The following is a 20348-nucleotide window of genomic DNA, read 5'->3' as shown; positions in this document are numbered from 1 at the left end:
TGTGTGCGGGTGGTATTGTCCGACATCAGTTAATGGATATTAACTGAAAACGAGGAGGCGCGGTGGCGATAGACAAGGTCGTGGCGACGGCGGCACAGGCCGTGGCCGACGTGACCGACGGCGCGTCACTGGCAGTCGGCGGATTCGGGCTCTGCGGCATCCCCGAGGCATTGATCGAGGCCCTCCTTCAGCTCGGGGTCACCGATCTGGAGACGGTGTCGAACAACTGCGGAGTCGACGGCATCGGGCTGGGAGTGCTGTTGGAGCACAAGCGCATCCGTCGCACGGTGAGCTCCTATGTCGGTGAGAACAAAGAGTTCGCCCGCCAGTTCCTCTCCGGCGAACTCGAGGTGGAGCTCACCCCGCAGGGGACGCTGGCCGAGCGGCTGCGCGCCGGCGGCGCCGGCATCCCGGCGTTCTACACGCCCACCGGCGTGGGCACCCAGGTGGCCGACGGCGGTCTGCCCTGGCGCTACGACGGGGCCGGTGGCGTGGCAGTGGCCTCGCCGCCCAAGGAGACCCGGGACTTCGACGGCCGGACCTATGTCCTGGAGCGGGCCATCCGCACCGATTTCGCGCTGGTGCATGCCTGGAAGGGTGATCGGCACGGCAACCTCGTCTACCGCGAGGCCGCCGCCAACTTCAACCCGGACTGCGCCACGGCGGGCCGCATCACCATCGCCGAAGTCGAGCACCTCGTCGAGCCGGGCGAGATCGACCCAGCCACCGTGCACACCCAGGGCGTTTTCGTGCATCGGGTGGTGCACGTGCCCAATCCGCCTAAGCGAATCGAGCGAGAGACGGTGCGCGCATGACCCTCAGCAGAGACCAGCTGGCCGCCCGGGTGGCCGCCGAGTTGCGCGACGGGCAGTACGTCAACCTCGGGATCGGGCTGCCCACCCTGATTCCCAACCACATCCCCGACGGCGTCAGCGTCGTATTGCACTCGGAGAACGGAATTCTCGGCGTCGGACCCTACCCGCTGCGGGAAGACCTCGATGCCGACCTGATCAACGCCGGCAAAGAGACCGTCACCACCCTGCCCGGCGCCTCGTTCTTCTCGTCGTCGGCCTCGTTCGGGGTCATCCGCGGCGGACACCTCGACGTCGCGGTCCTGGGTGCCATGCAGGTTTCGGCCGCCGGCGACCTGGCCAACTGGATGATCCCCGGCAAGATGATCAAGGGCATGGGCGGGGCAATGGACCTGGTGCACGGAGCGCGGCGGGTGATCGTGATGATGGAACACGCCGCCAAGGACGGCAGTGCCAAGATCGTCGAGCAGTGCACGCTGCCGCTCACCGGCGCCCGCTGCGTCAACCGGATCATCACCGACCTGGCCGTCATCGACGTCACCGAGAACGGTTTGGCGCTGATCGAGACCGCGCCGGGCATCACCGTCGACGACGTGGTCGCGAAAACCGATGCTCCGCTGGACTTGTCGGCACTGTCATGACCGCACCGGCATTCGCTGACGAACACCGGCGGTTGGTCGCTGAACTCAAGACCAAGCTGGCGACCGCGGCGCTGGGCGGCAGCGAGCAGTCCCGTCAACGCCACGTGGCCCGCGGAAAACTGTTGCCGCGCGACCGCGTCGACCGGCTGCTGGACCCCGGCAGTCCCTTCCTGGAACTGGCGCCGTTGGCCGCCGACGGCATGTACGACGACGAGTGCCCCGGCGCCGGGATCATCACCGGGATCGGCCGCGTATCAGGCCGGGAATGCGTGATCGTCGCCAATGACGCCACCGTCAAGGGCGGCACCTACTACCCGGTCACGGTCAAAAAGCACCTGCGCGCCCAAGAGGTGGCCCTCGGCAACCGACTGCCGTGCCTGTACCTGGTGGACTCGGGGGGAGCGTTCCTGCCCCGCCAAGACGAAGTCTTTCCCGACCGCGAACACTTCGGCCGCATCTTCTACAACCAGGCCACCATGAGCGCCCTGGGCATTCCCCAGATCGCCGCGGTGCTCGGGTCCTGCACCGCGGGCGGCGCCTACGTCCCGGCGATGAGCGACGAGGCCGTCATCGTCCGCGAACAGGGCACCATCTTCCTGGGCGGACCCCCACTGGTGAAGGCCGCCACCGGCGAAGTGGTCACCGCCGAAGAACTCGGCGGAGGCGATCTGCACTCCAAGGTCTCCGGGGTCACCGACTATCTGGCCGACGACGACGAGCATGCGTTGCGCATCGTGCGGCAGATCGCCGAGACCTTCGGGCCACGCACCGCAAGCCCCTGGGAGATCAGCGACCCCGCCCCGCCCCGCCATGACCCGGCCGAGCTCTACGACGTGGTGCCCCCCGACCCGCGGGTGCCCTACGACGTGCGCCAGGTGATCATTCGGCTGGTCGACGGCAGCGAGTTCAGCGAGTTCAAAGCCGAGTACGGCAAGACCCTGGTGACCGCGTTCGCGCGCATCCACGGCCACCCGGTCGGCATCATCGCCAACAACGGGGTGCTGTTCGGTGAATCCGCCGTCAAAGGCGCGCACTTCATCGAACTGTGCGACAAACGCTCAATCCCACTGGTCTTCCTGCAGAACATCGCCGGGTTCATGGTCGGCCGCGACTACGAGGCCGGCGGCATCGCCAAACACGGCGCCAAGATGGTCACCGCGGTCGCCTGCGCACGCGTGCCCAAGCTGACGGTCGTGATCGGCGGTTCCTACGGTGCCGGCAACTACTCGATGTGTGGCCGGGCTTATTCGCCGCGCTTCCTATGGATGTGGCCCAACGCCCGGATCTCGGTGATGGGCGGCGAGCAGGCCGCCTCAGTGCTGGCCACCGTACGCGGCGACCAGCTTGACGCCGCGGGCAGGCCGTGGTCGGCAGGCGATGAAGAGGCCTTCAAAGCCCCGATCCGCCAGCAGTACGAGGTGCAGGGCAACCCGTACTACTCCACCGCCCGGTTGTGGGACGACGGAATCATCGACCCGGCTGACACCAGAACAGTTCTGGGCCTGGCGCTTTCGGTCTGCTCGAACGCGCCCTTGGACCCGGTCTCCTACGGCGTATTCCGGATGTGAGCGCACATGTTTGAAACCGTCTTGATAGCCAATCGCGGTGAGATCGCCGTGCGGGTGATCCGCACCCTGCGCCGCATGGGAATCCGCTCGGTGGCCGTCTACAGCGACGCCGACGCCGATGCGCGCCATGTGCGTGAAGCTGACACCGCGGTGCGCCTGGGCCCCGCGCCGGTACTACAGAGCTACCTGTCGATACCCAAGGTGATCGAGGCCGCCGCGGCCACCGGCGCCCAGGCTATCCACCCCGGCTACGGATTCCTTTCCGAGAACGCCGGATTCGCCGCCGCCTGCGAACAGGCCGGAGTGGTCTTCATCGGGCCGCCGGCGCGCGCCATCGAGGTGATGGGCGACAAGATCTCGGCGAAGAACACCGTGACCGCCTTCGACGTGCCGGTGGTTCCGGGCATCGCCAAGCCCGGACTGTCCGACGACGAGCTGGTAGCCGCGGCAGACGAGATCGGCTACCCCGTGCTGATCAAGCCGTCAGCCGGTGGCGGCGGCAAAGGTATGCACCTAGTCGATGATCCCGCGCAACTGCGTGCCGCGCTGGCCACCGCGCGGCGCGAGGCGGCCTCGGCGTTCGGTGACGACACCCTGTTCTTAGAGCGGTTTGTGCTGCGGCCGCGCCACATCGAGGTGCAGGTGCTCGCCGACACCCACGGCAACGTGGTGCACCTCGGCGAACGCGAATGCAGCCTGCAGCGGCGCCACCAGAAGGTGATCGAAGAGGCGCCGTCACCACTGCTGGATGCCGCGACCCGAGACCGAATCGGGACGGCGGCCTGCAATACCGCCCGCAGCGTGGACTACGTCGGCGCGGGAACCGTGGAATTCATCGTCTCCGCGGATCGCCCCGATGAGTTCTTCTTCATGGAGATGAACACCCGCCTGCAGGTGGAACATCCCGTCACCGAGGCGATCACCGGCGTTGATCTGGTCGAGTGGCAGCTGCGAGTCGCGGCCGGAGAGAAGCTGTCCCTCACTCAGGACGACATCACCTTGACCGGACACGCCATCGAAGCCCGGGTGTATGCCGAGGACCCCGCTCGCGGATTCCTGCCCACCGGCGGTCGCGTGCTGGCGGTGCATGAGCCCACCGGGGGTCCGGGGGTGCGGGTGGATTCGTCTTTGCAGGACGGGACCGTCGTGGGCAGCGACTATGACCCGATGCTGTCCAAGGTGATCGCGCACGGGGCCGACCGGGCACAGGCGCTGGCGCGCCTGGATGTTGCACTGGCCGGCACCGCGGTGTTCGGGGTGCAGACCAACGTCGAGTTCCTGAGGTTCCTGCTGGCCGACGAGCGAGTGGTGGCCGGTGATCTGGACACCGAACTGCTGGACGCGCGGGCGGGTGACTTCGTCCCGCTGGCCGCCCCCGACGATGTGCTGGCCGCCGGCGGCCTCTACCGGCAGTGGGCACTCGCTCAACGCCAGCGCAGCGGAATATGGGCGGAGCCCAGCGGCTGGCGAATCGGCGCGGCGGCGCCGGTGCGCACCGAGATGCACACGCCACTGCGCACGGAGACGGTGTCGGTGTGGGGGCTGCCCGATGCCGCACAGGTGCAGCTCGGGGACGGCGAGATTCAGCGGGCCAGCGTTGCGGTCGAGGGCGAACACCTGATCGCGACTGTCGCCGGGCGGCAACGCCGGTATCTGTTCGCCGAAGATGACGGTCAACTGTGGATCTGCGACGAGCGCGGAAGCTGGCATGTGCGGGAGGCTGAAGTGGTGCGCGTGCATCGCGGTGGCGGGGCCCGCAGCGCAGAGATCGCCAGCCCCATGCCGGGCACCGTGATCGCTGTCAGTGCCGAATCGGAATCGACTGTCGGCGAAGGTGAGTCGGTGGTCGTGGTCGAGGCGATGAAGATGGAGCACACCCTGACCGCCCCTATCTCCGGCCGGGTGCAGGTGTTGGTAGCCGTGGGCGATCAAGTGAAGGTGGATCAGGTGCTGGCGCGGCTGATCCCGCAGGACGAGACCGAGGAAGCGAAATCATGACCACGATCGAGGCGGGAACCCTGCCGAGCCACTACCAGGACCTGCGCGACACCGTCGCCGAGTTCGCCCGCACCGTCGTCGCTCCGGTGGCGGCCAAGCACGACGAAGAGCACAGCTTCCCCTACGAGGTGGTCGCCAAGATGGGGGAGATGGGGCTGTTCGGCCTACCGTTCCCCGAGGAGTACGGCGGCATGGGCGGCGACTACTTCGCCCTGGCGCTCGCCCTGGAGGAACTCGGCAAGGTCGACCAGTCGGTGGCGATGACCCTGGAGGCCGGTGTCGGCCTGGGCGCCATGCCGATCTACCGGTTCGGCACCGAGGAGCAGAAGCAGACCTGGCTCCCCGACCTGGTCGCCGGTCGCACCCTGGCGGGCTTCGGCCTGACCGAGCCGGGCGCCGGCTCCGATGCCGGCGGTACCCGGACCACCGCTCGCCGCGACGGCGACGAGTGGGTCATCAACGGCACCAAGCAGTTCATCACCAACTCCGGCACCGACATCACCTCGCTGGTGACCGTCACCGCCGTCACCGGAACCCGGCCGGACGGTAAGAAGCAGATCTCCACCATCATCGTGCCCTCGGGCACACCGGGATTCACCGTGGAGCCGGCCTACAACAAGGTCGGCTGGAACGCCTCGGACACCCACCCGCTGACCTTCACCGACGCTCGCGTTCCGCAAGCCAACCTGCTCGGCGACGAAGGCCGGGGCTACGCGAACTTCCTGTCCATCCTGGACGAGGGCCGCATCGCGATAGCCGCGGTCGCCACCGGGGTGGCGCAGGGCTGTGTCGACGAAAGCGTCAAATACGCCGGCGAGCGTGAGGCGTTCGGCCAGACGATCGGCTCCTACCAGGCGATCAGCTTCAAGATCGCCCGGATGGAGGCCCGCGCTCACGTGGCCCGCACCGCCTACTACGACGCCGCCGCGAAGATGTTGGCGGGCAAGCCGTTCAAGAAGGAGGCGGCGATCGCCAAGATGATCTCCTCAGAGGCCGCGATGGACAACGCCCGCGACGCCACCCAGATCCACGGCGGCTACGGCTTCATCAACGAATACCCGGTGGCCCGGCATTACCGCGACAGCAAGATCCTCGAGATCGGCGAGGGCACCACCGAGGTGCAACTGATGCTCATCGCGCGATCGCTGGGACTGTGACCATGGCTGACAACGAGGCGAAGACGGTCGAGCAGCGAGGACTGTGGTTCGAGGAATACGAGATCGGCACCACCTACCTGCACCGCCCCGGGCGCACTATCACCGAAGCCGACAACGTGCTGTTCACCACGCTGACCATGAACACCCAATCGCTGCACCTGGATGCGGCGTGGGCGGCCCAGCAACCGGGCTTTCGCGGTGAGCGCCTGGTCAATTCGATGTTCACCCTCTCCACGCTCGTCGGCCTGTCGGTGTCGCAGCTGACGCTGGGCACCATCGTGGCCAACCTGGGCTTCTCGGAAGTCACGTTCCCCAAGCCGGTGTTCCACGGTGACACCCTGTACGCCGAGACGGTCTGCACCGACAAGCGGGAGTCCAAGAGCCGTCCCGGTGAGGGCATCGTGACGCTGGAGCACGTCGGCCGTAACCAGAACGGCGACATCGTCGCCCGCGCGGTACGCACCACACTGGTGCGCAAGCGGCCCGAGGATCAACAGTGAGCCGCGCCGGCGACGATGCAGAGCGAAGCATGAGCGATGCTGAGGAGTGGCGCCGATGAGCACCGGCCCGGCCTGGCTGTTCTGCCCGGCGGATCGCCCTGAGCGTTACGGCAAAGCGGCCGCGGTCGCCGACGTGGTGATCCTGGACCTGGAAGACGGTGTGGCCGCCGCGGATCGGCCGGCCGCCCGGGAAGCGTTGCGGAGCACGCCCCTTGACCCGGAGCGGACGGTGGTGCGGGTCAACCCCGCCGGTACCGAGGATCAGGCCCGTGACCTGGAGGCACTGGCCGGCACCGCCTACACCACGGTGATGCTGGCCAAGACCGAATCGGCCGACCAGGTCGCCGCGCTGGCGCCCCGCAAGGTCGTCGCCCTGATCGAGACTCCCCGTGGCGCGGTGTTCTGCGCGCAGATCGCCGCCGCGCAGGAATGCGTCGCGATGATGTGGGGCGCCGAAGATCTGGTCGCGGCGATGGGCGGCGGGTCCAGCCGGCACGCGGACGGCCGGTATCGCGATGTGGCCCGCCACGTGCGCTCCAGTGTGCTGCTGGCGGCGTCGACCTTCGGCCGGGCCGCACTGGACGCCGTGTACCTCAACATCGGCGACCTTGACGGGCTCAAGGCTGAAGCGCTCGATGGCGCCGCGGTTGGATTCGCTGCTACGGTGTGCATCCACCCGAGCCAGATCGCGGTGGTCCGCGACGCCTACCGTCCCGCCCCGGAACGGGTTGACTGGGCGCGCAGGGTGCTCGCCGCGGCGCAGACCGAGCGCGGGGTATTCGCGTTCGAAGGGCAGATGGTCGACTCGCCGGTGCTGCGGCACGCGGAAGCCATCCTGCGGCGGGCGGAGTGACGCACCAGGAGGACTGACAGCGCATGCGCATCACCCAGATCATCGAGACACCGGTGCGGTTGCGCGGTGAGGTCGCCAACGCCCTGGTCGATTTCTCTCGGCACACGGTGTCACTGGTCGCTGTGGTCAGCGACCAGATCCGTGACGGGAAGCCGGTGACCGGGATCGCCTTCAACTCGATCGGCCGATTCGCCCAGAGTGGGATCCTGGCCGACCGAATGATTCCGCGCGTGCTGCGTGCCAACCCCGAGTCACTCCTGGACGACGCCGGCTGGATCGATCCCGCACGGGTGCTTCGGTGTGCGCTGACCGACGAGAAGCCCGGCGGGCACGGCGACCGCGCCGGTGCCGCTGCCGCGCTGGAGTTGGCGTGCTGGGACCTCAACGCCAAACTCGCCGACGAACCCGCCTATCGCACCATCGCCGAGTACTTCGGCAGGGAGTTGGACGGGGACCCCGTCAACACCGCCGTCCCGGTGTATGCCGCCGGCGGCTACTACTACCCGGGCGACGACGCCGGCGCCGGCGTGGATCGGCTGCGCAGCGAGATCCGCGGCTATCTCGACATGGGCTACGACGCGGTCAAGATGAAGATCGGCGGCGCGTCGATGAGCGAGGACCTGGCGCGCATCGAAGCGGTGATCGACATCGTCGGCAGCGGTGCCCGGGTCGCGGTCGACGCCAACGGCCGGTTCGACCAGGCCGCCGCGATCGCGTGGGCACAGGCGTTGCGTCCGTACGGCCTGCGTTGGTACGAAGAGCCCGGTGATCCGCTCGACTTCGCGTTGAACGCCGAGGTGATCGCGGCCTACGACGGAGCCGTCGCCACCGGAGAGAATCTGTTCTCGGTGCGCGATGCGACCAACCTGGTGCGTTACGGCGGCATGCGTCCGGGCGTCGACATCTTCCAGATGGATGCCGGGCTCAGCTATGGGTTGACCGAGTATGTGCAGATGATCGAGGTCCTCGAGGCGGGCGGATTCGATCGCCGATTCGCCTTCCCGCACGGCGGGCACCTGATCAACCTGCACATCGTGGTCGCGTTGGGGCTGGGCGGCTGCGAGTCCTACCCGGGGGTGTTCGCGCCGTTCGGTGGCTACGCACCGGGCTGTGTGCTGGCCGAGGGCACCATCGCCCCGACCGACGCGCCCGGCTTCGGGCTGGAGTGCAAGCCCGACCTGGCCGCCGTGATCGCCGAGCTGGTGGGATAAGCGGATGAAGATCGCGGTCATCGGATGCGGCGCCATGGGTTCCATCTATGCCGCCAGACTGGCGGCGGCCGGCAACGAGGTGCTGGCCGTGGACCGGTCGAGCGCGCACGTGGACGCCATCGCCGCCCACGGACTGCGGATCAGCGGGCCGCAGCCCGACCAGGTGGTGCCGATGCGGGCGGCCACCATCGCACCGAACGAGCCGGTGGACCTGGTGATCGTGGCGGTCAAGGCCGCCGACGTCGCCACCGGGGCCAATCAGGCTCTGCCGCTGCTGGGTGAGAACACCACGGTGCTGACCATCCAGAACGGTCTCGGGTCGGCCGACACCGTGGCCGGCATCGTCGGTGCGGACCGAGTGGCGGTGGGCATCGCCAGCGGCTTCGGGGCCTCGCGGCCCGCGCCGGGGCATGTGCACCACAACGCGATGCGCGCCGTCCGGTTCGGCGCCTATGCGGCGCTGCCGTTTTCGACGGTCGATCGGATCGCTGGCGTGTGGTCGGAGGCGGGTTTCGACGCGGTTGCGGTGGCTGACATCGCCGCCATGCAGTGGGAGAAGCTGATCTGCAACGCCGCCTATAGCGCGCCGTGTGCGCTGACCGGCATGACGGTGGGGCAGGTCATGGACGACGCCGACATGGGCCCGGTAAGCCGGGCCACCGCGACCGAGGCGTGGACGGTAGCCCGCGCCGCCGGCATCGGTATCGACGTGGCGGACCCGGTGGCGCACGTTCGGGCCTTCGGCGCGCAGATGCCCAACGCCAAGCCCTCTGCGTTGCTGGATCACCTGGCTCGGCGGGTCAGCGAGATCGACGTCATCAACGGCGCGGTGGTGCGCACCGCCGCGCTGGTGGGGGAGCAGGCTCCGGTGAACGCCACCCTGACTGCGCTGGTCAAGGCCGTCGAGCGGCAGTGGACCGCGCCGCAGAACTGAACACCACGCCGGCGAGCGTTCAGCGGCTCCCACCTGTGCGTATGCAGGACTACCGTCCGAAGGCATGACCGGGGACAAGGAGCGGGTGGACCTGACCGGGTCCCCGCAGACCATGCTCGCGACGCTGTACGCCAAGGCGCTGGACGCCGATCTGCCCGAGCCAATCCTGGGTGACCGCTACGCCAAGGATGTGGTCGCACGCATCGACTACGACTGGCGCACAACCACCATCACCGCGGCGCGATCACCATCGGTGACCACCCGCTCGGCGCACTTCGACGCCTGGGCCCGAAAGTTCTTGACGGCCAACCCCGATGCCGTGGTGCTGCACCTGGGCTGTGGGCTCGACGCCCGATATTTCCGGCTGCAGCCCGGCGACGGAGTCGACTGGTACGACGTCGACTACGCGTCGGTGGCCGACCTGCGCCGGCGACTGCTTCCCGCCCGTCCGCACAACCACGTGGTGGCGGCGTCGGTCACCGACCCGGCGTGGTTCGCCGACATCCCGACCGGACGTCCGACACTGATGCTCGGCGAAGGCCTGACCATGTACCTCACCGAGTCGGACGGCGTGGCGTTGCTGCGCCGGGTCGTCAAGCACGCCCCGAGTGGGGAGCTGCAGTTCGATGCCTTCAACCGGCTGGGCATCCGGTCGCAGTGGTCCAACGCGGTGGTGCGCCGATCTGGGGCGAAGCTGCACTGGGCGATCAACGGCCCCGAGGACATCCTTGCCGCGGTACCGGGCACCCGGCTCCTGCAATGGCAGCGCTGGTTCGAGTCGGAATCCTGCGCCAGGCTGCCCCGCCGATACCGGGCGCTGGGCACCGGGATGTCGCTGATTCCCGCGGTGGCGAACATGTCGCAGTACCACCGCTATGCCTTCTGAACTGTGCGGCCGCGCAACGTTGACAAATTACGTTACGTAATGTAATTGTTTAGATCGTGAGTCGCCGAGAGCGGATGCCGCAGTGACGGCAACCCCGGACCAGGCCCCGCCCGGCCGCGGACGCCCCCGTGACCCGCGCACCGAGCAGGTCATCCTCGAAGCCGCCCGTCGACTGCTGGCACGCGATGGCTACGACCAGGTGTCCATCGAGGCGATAGCCCGCGCGGCAGACGTCAGTCGGCCCACCGTCTACCGGCGCTGGCCGTCGAAAACCCATCTGGTGTTCGACGCCGTCTTCGGCGCCACCGACGTCGGTGAGGTGCTGACCAGCTCGGGTGACTTCGAGTCCGACCTGCGCCAATTCGTCGCCGGTGTATTCGAGTTCTGGCGCTCCCCGGAGGTGGCCGCCGCGGCGCTGGGCATCCTGGCCGACCGGCACCGCGACCCAGAACTGTTCATCCGAACCCAGGAGCTGCTCGACCAGAAAACCCGTGCCGCCTTCGGCGTGCTGGTGCGTGCCGGCGTCGACCAAGGGGTGCTGGATGTCGATGTCGATGCCGAGATCGCCTACGACGCCCTGGTCGGCACCAGCTTCTACATCTCCCAGGTGCTGGCTACCGAGACCGTCGACGCCGCGGCCGAACGACTGTGCGCCCTGTTGCTGTCAGGCATGAGAACGAAGGAGAACCGTGATGAGTGACGAGCTTTCCCAAGCCTTCGGGTCACTGCTCGACGAAGTCCGCGCCGTAGAGCAGCGGCTGCTGGAAGCCGACCCGCCGCTGGAGGAAGCCGACGTCCTCGACGGCTACCGGTGGGCGTTGAGCCTGCTGCGCGTCGCCTCCGAGGCCTACATCTGGGGAGATGCTGACAAACCCATCCTGGTCGACGTGATCGGGCCGTACCTCAAATGGGGCGGGGACAACTCGGATGCCTTCTACCAGCTGGCGCCCATCGACCCGAGTCGCAGTTACCGGGTGACCGGAAACCGCGGCGACGCGGTCTATCTGTCCATGACCGTCTACGGCGGGCCCGACGACGGCCGCTACAGCGACCGGATCATCGACACGATCAACGATCGGGACTTGGAACCGGACGCCGACGGCAACTTCGAGTTCATCATCAGTGCCACCGAACACCAAGGCAATTGGCTCAAACTGGAGCCCGACGCCGTCTTCATCCTGACTCGTGACTACCTCACCGATCCCGGTGACGATCAGCGTGCGCACTGGCACATCGAGGCACTCGATGACACCCCGCGGCGCCCCGACACCCGGGACGACTTGAGCCGGCGGATGCGTGCTGCACGCACCTGGATTCGTGAGCAGGCCGCCATGGCGCCCGTGCGACTGCCGGCCAACGCGCTGCAGGATCCCTACCCTGTGCCCAGTCGCACCGTGGGCTGGGCTGCCGGTGACGCCGCCTATTCGATGGGCGCCTATGACCTTCAGCCGGGCCAGGCGCTGATCCTTGAGGGCACCTCACCGCAGTGTGTGTTCTGGAACCTGTGTCTGTGGAATCCGTTCCTGCACACCTACGACTACACCCGCGAGCGGGTCACGATCAACGGCGCCCACGTCACCTACGCCCCCGACGGCTCGTGGCAGATCGTGATCAGCGACAGCGACCCCGGACATCCGAACTGGGTCTCGACCGCGGGCCGCTCGAAAGGCCTGATCTGGTTGCGCTGGTTCCTTCCCGAGGCCACCCCCGACCCGCTGACCTGCCGGGTCGTCGACGTCGCAGAGCTGGCCTCATGAGCGCCGCCACGCGTCCGGGCGCCATCCGGCTTGCCGACCTTGCCAACCCGGTCTTTCCCGAGGCCGCCGCCCCGATGCGCGAAGGACTGGCCGGGTACGGCGCGATCCTGCAACTGACACCCGAAGCGCTGCTGCATGCCGCCACCGAACGAACAGGCCTGGACAATTGGGGCGACAACGGATTCCGTGAGCGCTTGGAGGTCCTATGCGGTTCCCTGGTCGCCGAAGCTGACCTGTCCGGCGCTGGCCGTGCGATCGCGTTCGAACAAGTGGTGGGCCACCTGGTGAACCGGCTGCGGCTGGAGGATCTGATCGCGGCGCACCCCGAGATCGAGAGCGTCGAGATCGAACGACCGATCATCATCTGCGGATTGCCGCGTACCGGAACCACGCACCTGCACAACCTGATTGCCGCGGACCCGGCCCTGCGCTATCTGCCGTACTGGGAGAGTATGGAGCCGGTCGCCACCCCGGGTGAGCCCGATCCACAGGCCCGGCGTGACCGCTGCGCCGTCGGGCTGGATCTGGTCAATACCTCGATGCCCGAGTTCAAGCGCATGCACGACATGACCGTCGACCACGCGCATGAGGAGATCCAGCTGCTGGGCAACGACATCTCCGGGATGCTCTTCGAATGTAGTTACTACCTGCCGACATTCGCCCAGCACTACAAGAGTCACGATCAGAGCGCATCGTATGCGTACATGAAGCGCACCCTGCAGGCGTTGCAGTGGCTGCGCGGCGGGACCCGCTGGGTGCTCAAGTCGCCACAGCATCTGGAACAGTTCCCGGCGCTGTATGCAACCTTCCCCGACGCCACCTTTGTTGTCACCCATCGGGATCCGGTAGAGGTGACGCGTTCGATGGTGACCATGATCAGCTACGCCGCGCGGATGGCGTGCGACCATCCCGATCCGGTCAAGATCGCCAAGTACTGGCTCGACCGTGCCGATGACCTGCTCGCCGGCTGCCTGCGCGACCGCGACGTGCTGCCGGCGGACCAGTCCGTCGACGTGCGGTTCGAAGACTTCATGGCCGACGAGGACGGAACCGTGGCCGCCATCTATGAACTTGCGGATCAGCCTCTCGACGCGCGGGCCAAAGACGCGATGGCCCGGTTCTGCGTCGACCACCCGCGCGGACGTCATGGGGCGGTGGACTACCGGTCCGAGGACCTCGGGCTCGACCAGGAAGCGGTGGCACATCGCCTACGCGACTACCGTGAGCGATTCGTCGCAGGGTGATGTCTTAAGCCACTTCCGGCGCGGCTCGCGGTCGCCGTAGCCTGGCGCTCATGATTCAGTTGGGGCCACCGGCGCCTGTCGACAGGCCTCGCCGTCGGGGCGGGCCCCGCGGCCCGGTTTTCCTCAGCGCCAACATCCTGGTGCTGGGCTGGCTGGCCGCAGCAATCGCCCTATTGGTCGCCCACAAGCTCGTTGTGCAATCGATCTGGCTGCCGGTGCACGCGCTGCTGCTCGGCGCCGCGACTAACGCGATCGTGATCTGGTCGGGCCACTTCACGATGACGTTGTGCCGGGTCCCCGACCCGCCGCAGTGGCATCTGGTGGCCAAACTGACCGTGCTCAACGCCGCGGTGCTCTCGACCCTGGCCGGGGTCGCCTTTTCTGCCGAGTCACTGGCCGGCATCGGAGGCACCGGGGTCGCCCTGGTGGCCGTGGCGCACGGCGCCGATCTGGCAAACATGAAGGGGTCCGCGCTGTCGGCACGGTTCGACTATCTCGTGCGCTTCTACCTGGCGGCGGTGGCGGCCCTGCTGGCCGGATCGGCGGCGGGTGCTGCGATGGCCTTTGGTGCCGCCCAATGGTATGCGCGACTGTGGAGCTCCCACGTCCACTTGCTGCTGTACGGGTGGATCGGCCTCACCGTGCTCGGCACGCTGTTTACCTTGTGGCCGACAACGATTCGCGCAAAGATCAGTCCGCGCAGCGTCGCGATGGCCCGGCGAGCGCTGCCGACACTGACGGCGGGACTGCTCATCTTGGTCGTGGGCCTGCTCGCCGGCAGTTGGTGGTTGGCCGCTGCAGGTCTGTGTTCCTACGGGGCCGGAGTCGTACTGTCCATCATCGGGCTGTGGCCGGCCCGCAGCTTCACAGGGCCCGCGGCCTGGATGTTGGTCGGTGCCACCACCTGGTTGGGTATCGCTGTTGCGGTCGAGGTGGTCGGACTGGGCCGGTCGGTGGATGTGTTGCCCGCGTTGGTGGAGAACACGGTGCTTCCGCTGCTGGCGGTCGGCTTTGTCGCCCAAGTCCTGCTCGGCGCGTTCAGCCAGCTGTTGCCGATACTGGTGGCTAACGGTCCGCCGGTCCGCAAGGCTGTCATCGAGTACCTGGATCAGGGGTGGCAGGTTCGGGTGGCTGCGATCAACATCGCTGTGCCGCTGGTTGCGGGGCCGTGGGGGGGACCTCTGCCGCTGATCGGCTGGGTGCTGGCGGCCGTCGCGGTCGCCGCGTTTGTACTGCTGGCCCTGCGGCTCGCCCTGCCGGTGGCGCTACGCGGTCCCCTCGACATCAATGCTCTGGTGCCGCACGCCCGTCTGGCCTCTGGTGCGGTCGCGCTGGCCGCGGCGACTGCTGTCGTTGCGGCGCTCGTCCTGGGGCTGGGCGCGCCGGGACCCTCAACGACTGCCGGCGCCGTGGCTGCCGATCGCACCGTCGAGGTCACGCTGGCCGACATGCGGTTCTCCCCGAACGTGATCGAGGTGCCGGCCGGTAGCCGGCTGGTGCTTCGGGTCACCAATCTCGACGGTGTGCCGCACGACTTGCGGGTGGAAACCGGTCAACACACCCCACGCCTGAGCCGGGGCCAGACCGCGGTACTCGATCTCGGTGTGGTGCAACAGGATCTGGACGTGTGGTGCGATGTCCCCGGCCACCGCGCCGCCGGCATGACCATGCTCATCCGTGCCGCCGGTGGCGCCGCGCGCCATCAACACCCCGGTGGCGGTGGCTCGTCGGCGGTCTCGAGCCTTGACCTGACCGCCGACCCGTCACCGTCCTGGGCACCCCGTGACGCGGCGCTGGCTGCCGCACTCCCGGGAGTGCACCGCGTGAAACTGCGAGCCATCGAGAAAGAGCTGGAGATCGCGCCCGGCCGGCGCGAGATCCGCTGGACCTTCGGTGGTGTCGAGCCGGCACCCACGCTGCGGGGGCGGGTAGGAGAGGTTTTCGAGGTCACCCTGCTCAATGACACGAACTTGGGCCACGGCATCGACTTCCACGCCGGTGCGCTCGCCCCCGACCAACCTATGCGCACCCTGGCCCCCGGGGAGCGGTTGGTCTACCGATTCACAGCGCAACGGGCCGGTGCATGGCTGTATCACTGCAGTACACCGCCGATGGCGTTGCACATCGCCAACGGGATGTATGGCGCGGTGATCATCGACCCGCCCGGGCTAGCGCGGGTCGACCGCGAGTACGTGCTGGTCGGCGCGCAGCTCTATGCGGGCCCAACGGATTCCGAGGGAAAGGTCAGTGCCATTCGCGCCGGTGCGCCCGACGGCTGGATGTTCAACGGTACTGCGGCCCAATACATGCACGCCCCGCTACCGGCGCGCACCGGCGAACGGGTGCGCGTCTGGCTGGTCAATGCAGGGCCTGGCGATCCGATCGCGTTCCACGTCGTCGGGACACAATTCGACACGGTCTACAAAGAAGGGGCCTGGCTGCTGGGATCACCGAACGAAACCGGCGGCACCGGGGGCTCCCAAGCTCTGGATCTGGCTCCGGCACAGGGGGGCTTTGTCGAAATGACCTTCCCTGAACCCGGTCATTACCCGTTCATGGATCACGACATGCGCCACGCGGAGAACGGAGCGCACGGAATCTTCGCCGTCACGGGCTAGACGAGTCCAGCCCGCCGGACCCGCTGCTCGAGCCGCAGTCGCACATTCGGCCAGTCCTCCGCGGTCACCGAGAACAGCACCGAGTCGCGGACGGTGCCGTCATCGCGGCGGAAGCTGCGGCGCAGGGTGCCTTCATAGGTGGCGCCGAGCCGAGCTATCGCCTGTTGCGAACGATGATTGCGGGTATCGGTCTTGAGCTGCACCCGGCCTGCATGCAGCGTGTCGAAGGCATAGCCGAACAGCAGCAGCTTGGCTTCGGGATTGACCGATGTCGCCCACACCGCGGGGGTGTAGAGCGTGAAACCGACCTCCAGCCAGGCATCGCGCGGATGCGCCTCCAGATAGGAGGTCGTCCCGACGACGGAGCCGGCGGGCAGCCCGCCAACACTGCCGCGCGTGCGGATCACCCAACACTGCCAGTCGGTGAGCGCGCACCGTTGCTCCAGTGTTTCCCGGAAACCGGCCAGATCACGAGGGCGGCCGGGCACGTGTGCCCACACCGCGTCGTGGTCGAGTGCCCGCAGCAATTCGGCAGCGTCCGCGGCCGGGTTCAGTGCGGTCAGGCCGATCGTCTCGCCGACCAGCTCCGTGTCAGGCGGAACCGGCCACAGCATCGTCGGCCACGCGGTGTCCGCGGGGCGTGGGTCGGCGACCGGAGTGAATCGCTCGGGCTCGTCGCTGTGCTGCACAGCCGGACTATAGGAGTGCCGGCAGCTCCCAGGCGACTTGTTTTCCCGAAGCCGCTACCGGGTCGCCGACACGATGCACGTCGGCCCGCGGCAACAACGGGGTACCCGCATGTTCGCTGGCATAATGAGATCAGCGTCACAAGGAGGCTCGCATGGGCCAGCTGCCAGGCATGAGCGGTCCGCAGGTCGCGCTGGAACCGGTGCAGTTGATCGGCCCGGACGGATCGCCCACGGCGGAGAAGCGCTACAACCGCGATCTTCCCGATGAGACCCTTCGCTGGCTCTACGAGCTGATGGTGCTGACCCGCGAGCTCGACGTCGAACTGATCAACCTGCAACGCCAGGGCGAGCTCGCGCTCTACGCCTCGTGTCGCGGACAGGAGGCGGCGCAGATCGGTGCCGCGGCATGCCTGCGCAAAACGGACTGGCTGTTCCCGCAGTACCGCGAGCTGGGTGTCTTCGTGACCCGGGGGATCCCGCCCGGGCATGTCGCCGCCGCGTGGCGCGGCACGTGGAACGGCGGGCTGGAGTTCACCACGAAATGCTGCGCGCCGATCTCGGTTCCCATCGGCACCCAGACGCTGCACGCGGTGGGCGCGGCGATGGCTGCCCAACGCCTGGCGGAGGACTCGGTCACCGTCGCCTTCACCGGCGACGGTGCGACCAGCGAGGGCGATGTCCACGAGGCACTGAACTTCGCCGCCGTCTTCGCCGCCCCCTGCGTGTTCTACGTGCAGAACAACCACTGGGCCATCTCCGTGCCGCTGCACAAGCAGACGGCCGCTCCGTCATTGGCTCACAAGGCCATCGGTTACGGGATGCCCGGCGTTCGGGTGGACGGCAATGACCCGCTGGCCTGCTATGCGGTGATGGCCGAAGCGGTCGAGCGGGCGCGGCACGGGGGCGGGCCCAGCCTGATCGAGGCCGTCACCTATCGACTCGGCCCCCACACCACCTCCGATGATCCGACGCGCTATCGCAGCAGCGCCGAACTCGACCACTGGGCGGCGCTCGACCCGATCCCGCGCTATCGCACCTACCTGCGCGGCATCGGCGTGTGGTCGCAGCGTCTGCAGGACCGTGTCGATGCCCGGGCGCAGCGCCTGCGCACCGAACTGCGCGAGGCCACCGTCGGGGCCGCCGATGTCGACATCGCCGAGGTGTTCACCATGGTCTACGCCGACATCACCCCCGAGCTGCAGCGCCAGTGTGCCGCCCTGGAGGCCGAACTGGGACGGGGCCGGCGATGACCCAGATCCTCGAACCCCCCACCAGGCCCACGACACCGGCCGCGGTGTCCGAGGCCGACACGCGTACCGAAGAGCTGACCATGGTGCAGGCGCTCAACCGGGCACTGCGCGACGCGATGAATGCCGACCCCAACGTGCTGGTCTTCGGAATGGATGTCGGCGTTCAGGGGGGAGTGTTCCGGGTCACCGAAGGCCTGGCCGAGACCTTCGGTGAGCAGCGGTGCTTCGACACACCGCTGGCCGAGTCGGGGGTAATCGGCATCGCCATCGGCATGGCGATTCGCGGCTTCGTCCCGGTCCCGGAGATCCAGTTCGACGGGTTCAGCTATCCGGCGTTGGATCAAGTGGTCAGTCACCTCGCCAAGTACCGGACACGGACTCGCGGCGCGGTCTCGATGCCGGTCACCGTGCGTATCCCATCATTCGGTGGAATCGGTGCGGCCGAACACCATTCGGAATCCACCGAAACCTACTGGGCCCACACTGCCGGCCTGAAGGTGGTGGTTCCCGCCGATGCGTCGGATGCCTACTGGCTGCTGCGCCACGCGATCGCCGCGCCAGATCCGGTGATGTTCCTGGAGCCGAAGCGGCGGTACTGGGCTCGCGGGCCCGTCGACACCGGACAGCCGGCACCGGGCCTTGGGCGCGCCCTCGTGCGCCGGGCCGGCACCGATGTCACGGTGTTGACCTACGGCGGCGCGGTGGCCACCGCGATGGCTGCCGCCGGCCTCGCGGCGCAACAGCACGGGTGGAGCCTGGAGGTGGTCGACCTGCGTTCGCTGGTGCCGCTGGACTTCGCCACCGTGGCAGCGTCGGTGCGCCGCACCGGGCGATGCGTGGTGCTGCACGAGGGGCCGCGCAACCTCGGCTACGGCGCCGAGTTAGTGGCCCGCATCTCCGAGGAGCTGTTCTACGAGCTGGAGGCGCCGGTCCTGCGTGCCACCGGATTCGACACCCCCTACCCGCCGGCCCGGCTGGAGCGCCTGTGGCTGCCGGGCCCCGATCGGCTGCTGGATTGTGTCGCTCGGGTCATGGAGGCACCGTGAGCATCGAGCCGATCAAGACCTTTGCCGTACCCGACCTGGGTGAAGGGCTCACCGAGGTGACACTGACCTGCTGGAACGTGACGGCCGGCGATCAGGTGGCCCTCAATCAGGTGCTGTGTTCGGTCGAGACGGCCAAAGCCGAAGTGGAGATCCCCAGCCCGTATGCCGGCCGGGTCGTCGAACTCGGCGGCGTCGTCGGTGACGTGCTGGCTGTCGGGGCGCCGCTCGTGCGTATCGATACCGGTCCGGCCGCCGAGCCTGCCGCCGCCGGCCGCACCCCGGTGCTGGTGGGCTACGGCACCGACGACGCCGTCGACACCAGTCGCCGCACCTGCGTATCCGGCCCTGCTCGCCCCAAGGCCAAGCCGGGTGCCCGCAAGCTCGCCGCTGAGCTGGGCGTCGACTTGAGCCGGGTGCCGGCTGGCCCCGGCGGCGTGATCACCGCCGACGGTGTGCGGGCGGCCTCCGGCGCGGCGCGCCCCGGAGATGAGCTGCGCCGGTTGAGCCCGGTGCAGGCGGCCATGGCTGCGCGGATGACGCAGTCACGCAGTGTGATTCCCGACGCCCACGGCAGCGTCCAAGTCGACGGCACCAGACTGCTGCACCTGCGTGACCGCCTGGCCGACGCCGGTGGCGGGACTATCACCCCGTTCGTACTGATCCTGCGGCTGTTGGTGATCGCACTGACCCGCCATCCAGCGCTCAACTCGGCTTGGGTCGACACCCCCGAGGGGCCGCAGATCTGCACCCACCGCGCCCTGCACCTGGGCTTCGGGGTGGCCGCGCCCCGCGGCCTGCTGGTGCCGGTGGTGGTCGACGCGCACCGAAAGACCACCCGCGAACTGGCAGACGCGGTGGCCCGACTGATCGCCGATGCCCGGGCCGGCACACTCACGCCGGCCGAGCTGCAGGGCTCGACGTTCACGGTCTCCAACTTCGGAGCACTCGGTCTTGATGACGGCGTACCGGTGATCAACTATCCGGAAGCGGCCATTCTGGGGATCGGTTCACTCAAACCCCGGCCCGCTGTGGTCGACGATGTTGTCGTCGTACGACCACAGCTGACGCTGACCTGTGCATTCGACCATCGTGTCGCCGACGGAGCGCAGGTCGCCGAATTCCTCTGTGCGCTGCGCGAACTGATCGAAGAACCCGAGATCGCGCTGTTGGACCTCTAGTCGGTG

The 20348-nt window shown here is 68.1% G+C and carries 18 protein-coding genes; 17 read left to right on the top strand and 1 reads right to left on the bottom strand.

Annotated features, from left to right (window positions below; all coding sequences use genetic code 11):
* Positions 1–68: 68 nt before the first annotated feature.
* The 14 genes from BST15_RS02320 to BST15_RS02255 all read left to right on the top strand — a co-directional run bounded on the left by BST15_RS02320 (position 69) and on the right by BST15_RS02255 (position 16179).
* Positions 69–815 (top strand): CoA transferase subunit A, encoded by a 747-nt coding sequence (locus BST15_RS02320; protein WP_046296740.1) that lies wholly within the window; start codon positions 69–71, stop codon positions 813–815.
* Positions 812–1453, top strand: coding sequence for a 3-oxoacid CoA-transferase subunit B (locus tag BST15_RS02315; protein WP_046187670.1), 642 nt, complete (start codon positions 812–814; stop codon positions 1451–1453). Before BST15_RS02320 ends, BST15_RS02315 begins: the two co-directional genes overlap by 4 nt.
* Complete coding sequence (locus BST15_RS02310; protein WP_046187669.1) at positions 1450–3021, top strand: carboxyl transferase domain-containing protein; 1572 nt, start codon at positions 1450–1452, stop codon at positions 3019–3021. Before BST15_RS02315 ends, BST15_RS02310 begins: the two co-directional genes overlap by 4 nt.
* A 6-nt stretch (positions 3022–3027) precedes the next feature.
* Positions 3028–5019, top strand: coding sequence for an acetyl/propionyl/methylcrotonyl-CoA carboxylase subunit alpha (locus BST15_RS02305; RefSeq protein ID WP_046187668.1), 1992 nt, complete (start codon positions 3028–3030; stop codon positions 5017–5019).
* Positions 5016–6176, top strand: a complete 1161-nt coding sequence (locus BST15_RS02300) for an acyl-CoA dehydrogenase family protein (RefSeq protein WP_109370658.1) — start codon at positions 5016–5018, stop codon at positions 6174–6176. The genes BST15_RS02305 and BST15_RS02300 overlap by 4 nt, the downstream gene beginning before the upstream one ends.
* Positions 6177–6178: 2 nt before the next feature.
* Positions 6179–6676 (top strand): MaoC family dehydratase, encoded by a 498-nt coding sequence (locus tag BST15_RS02295; protein ID WP_046187666.1) that lies wholly within the window; start codon positions 6179–6181, stop codon positions 6674–6676.
* A 55-nt stretch (positions 6677–6731) separates the two neighbouring features.
* Positions 6732–7529 (top strand): HpcH/HpaI aldolase/citrate lyase family protein, encoded by a 798-nt coding sequence (locus BST15_RS02290; protein WP_046187665.1) that lies wholly within the window; start codon positions 6732–6734, stop codon positions 7527–7529.
* A 23-nt stretch (positions 7530–7552) separates the two neighbouring features.
* Positions 7553–8740 (top strand): enolase C-terminal domain-like protein, encoded by a 1188-nt coding sequence (locus BST15_RS02285; protein ID WP_046187664.1) that lies wholly within the window; start codon positions 7553–7555, stop codon positions 8738–8740.
* A gap of 4 nt (positions 8741–8744) precedes the next feature.
* Positions 8745–9674: a ketopantoate reductase family protein gene (locus BST15_RS02280; protein WP_046187663.1), complete on the top strand. Its 930-nt coding sequence runs from the start codon at positions 8745–8747 to the stop codon at positions 9672–9674.
* Between the two features lie 64 nt (positions 9675–9738).
* A complete protein-coding gene (locus BST15_RS02275; RefSeq protein ID WP_046187662.1) occupies positions 9739–10560 on the top strand; it encodes a class I SAM-dependent methyltransferase in 822 nt (273 codons plus the stop codon).
* Positions 10561–10642: 82 nt separating this feature from the next.
* Entirely contained in the window at positions 10643–11260 is a 618-nt protein-coding gene (locus tag BST15_RS02270; RefSeq protein WP_046187661.1) for a TetR/AcrR family transcriptional regulator, read from the top strand.
* Complete coding sequence (locus tag BST15_RS02265) at positions 11253–12317, top strand: DUF1214 domain-containing protein (protein WP_046187660.1); 1065 nt, start codon at positions 11253–11255, stop codon at positions 12315–12317. Before BST15_RS02270 ends, BST15_RS02265 begins: the two co-directional genes overlap by 8 nt.
* Positions 12314–13561 (top strand): sulfotransferase family protein, encoded by a 1248-nt coding sequence (locus BST15_RS02260; protein ID WP_046187659.1) that lies wholly within the window; start codon positions 12314–12316, stop codon positions 13559–13561. The genes BST15_RS02265 and BST15_RS02260 overlap by 4 nt, the downstream gene beginning before the upstream one ends.
* A gap of 50 nt (positions 13562–13611) precedes the next feature.
* Positions 13612–16179: a cupredoxin domain-containing protein gene (locus BST15_RS02255; RefSeq protein ID WP_046187658.1), complete on the top strand. Its 2568-nt coding sequence runs from the start codon at positions 13612–13614 to the stop codon at positions 16177–16179.
* On the opposite strand, the gene BST15_RS02250 is transcribed toward BST15_RS02255, so the two are convergent.
* Positions 16176–16868 (bottom strand): GNAT family N-acetyltransferase, encoded by a 693-nt coding sequence (locus BST15_RS02250; RefSeq protein WP_052751333.1) that lies wholly within the window; start codon positions 16866–16868, stop codon positions 16176–16178. The genes BST15_RS02255 and BST15_RS02250 overlap by 4 nt on opposite strands.
* Positions 16869–17020: 152 nt before the next feature.
* Between BST15_RS02250 and pdhA the strand changes: the two genes are divergently transcribed.
* From pdhA to BST15_RS02235, 3 genes are read left to right on the top strand one after another with little or no spacing between them, the layout of a single operon-like run.
* A complete protein-coding gene (pdhA, locus tag BST15_RS02245; RefSeq protein WP_046187657.1) occupies positions 17021–18118 on the top strand; it encodes a pyruvate dehydrogenase (acetyl-transferring) E1 component subunit alpha in 1098 nt (365 codons plus the stop codon).
* Entirely contained in the window at positions 18115–19164 is a 1050-nt protein-coding gene (locus tag BST15_RS02240; protein ID WP_046187656.1) for an alpha-ketoacid dehydrogenase subunit beta, read from the top strand. The genes pdhA and BST15_RS02240 overlap by 4 nt, the downstream gene beginning before the upstream one ends.
* Positions 19165–19166: 2 nt before the next feature.
* Positions 19167–20342 (top strand): dihydrolipoamide acetyltransferase family protein, encoded by a 1176-nt coding sequence (locus BST15_RS02235; protein ID WP_165757093.1) that lies wholly within the window; start codon positions 19167–19169, stop codon positions 20340–20342.
* Positions 20343–20348: the final 6 nt, after the last annotated feature.

Source organism: Mycolicibacter arupensis, assembly GCF_002086515.1.
Classification (GTDB): domain Bacteria; phylum Actinomycetota; class Actinomycetes; order Mycobacteriales; family Mycobacteriaceae; genus Mycobacterium; species Mycobacterium arupense.
This window is presented reverse-complemented; position numbering and strand designations above follow the sequence as displayed.

Excerpts from the sequence above, each read along its gene's own strand:
- BST15_RS02265 (WP_046187660.1), top strand. The coding sequence starts at position 11,253 with ATGAGTGACGAGCTTTCCCAAGCCTTCGGGTCACTGCTCGACGAAGTC.
- BST15_RS02305 (WP_046187668.1), top strand. The coding sequence starts at position 3,028 with ATGTTTGAAACCGTCTTGATAGCCAATCGCGGTGAGATCGCCGTGCGG.
- BST15_RS02275 (WP_046187662.1), top strand. The coding sequence starts at position 9,739 with ATGACCGGGGACAAGGAGCGGGTGGACCTGACCGGGTCCCCGCAGACC.
- BST15_RS02310 (WP_046187669.1), top strand. The coding sequence starts at position 1,450 with ATGACCGCACCGGCATTCGCTGACGAACACCGGCGGTTGGTCGCTGAA.
- BST15_RS02290 (WP_046187665.1), top strand. The coding sequence starts at position 6,732 with ATGAGCACCGGCCCGGCCTGGCTGTTCTGCCCGGCGGATCGCCCTGAG.
- BST15_RS02285 (WP_046187664.1), top strand. The coding sequence starts at position 7,553 with ATGCGCATCACCCAGATCATCGAGACACCGGTGCGGTTGCGCGGTGAG.
- pdhA (WP_046187657.1), top strand. The coding sequence starts at position 17,021 with ATGGGCCAGCTGCCAGGCATGAGCGGTCCGCAGGTCGCGCTGGAACCG.
- BST15_RS02295 (WP_046187666.1), top strand. The coding sequence starts at position 6,179 with ATGGCTGACAACGAGGCGAAGACGGTCGAGCAGCGAGGACTGTGGTTC.
- BST15_RS02315 (WP_046187670.1), top strand. The coding sequence starts at position 812 with ATGACCCTCAGCAGAGACCAGCTGGCCGCCCGGGTGGCCGCCGAGTTG.
- BST15_RS02280 (WP_046187663.1), top strand. The coding sequence starts at position 8,745 with ATGAAGATCGCGGTCATCGGATGCGGCGCCATGGGTTCCATCTATGCC.
- BST15_RS02260 (WP_046187659.1), top strand. The coding sequence starts at position 12,314 with ATGAGCGCCGCCACGCGTCCGGGCGCCATCCGGCTTGCCGACCTTGCC.
- BST15_RS02240 (WP_046187656.1), top strand. The coding sequence starts at position 18,115 with ATGACCCAGATCCTCGAACCCCCCACCAGGCCCACGACACCGGCCGCG.
- BST15_RS02255 (WP_046187658.1), top strand. The coding sequence starts at position 13,612 with ATGATTCAGTTGGGGCCACCGGCGCCTGTCGACAGGCCTCGCCGTCGG.
- BST15_RS02300 (WP_109370658.1), top strand. The coding sequence starts at position 5,016 with ATGACCACGATCGAGGCGGGAACCCTGCCGAGCCACTACCAGGACCTG.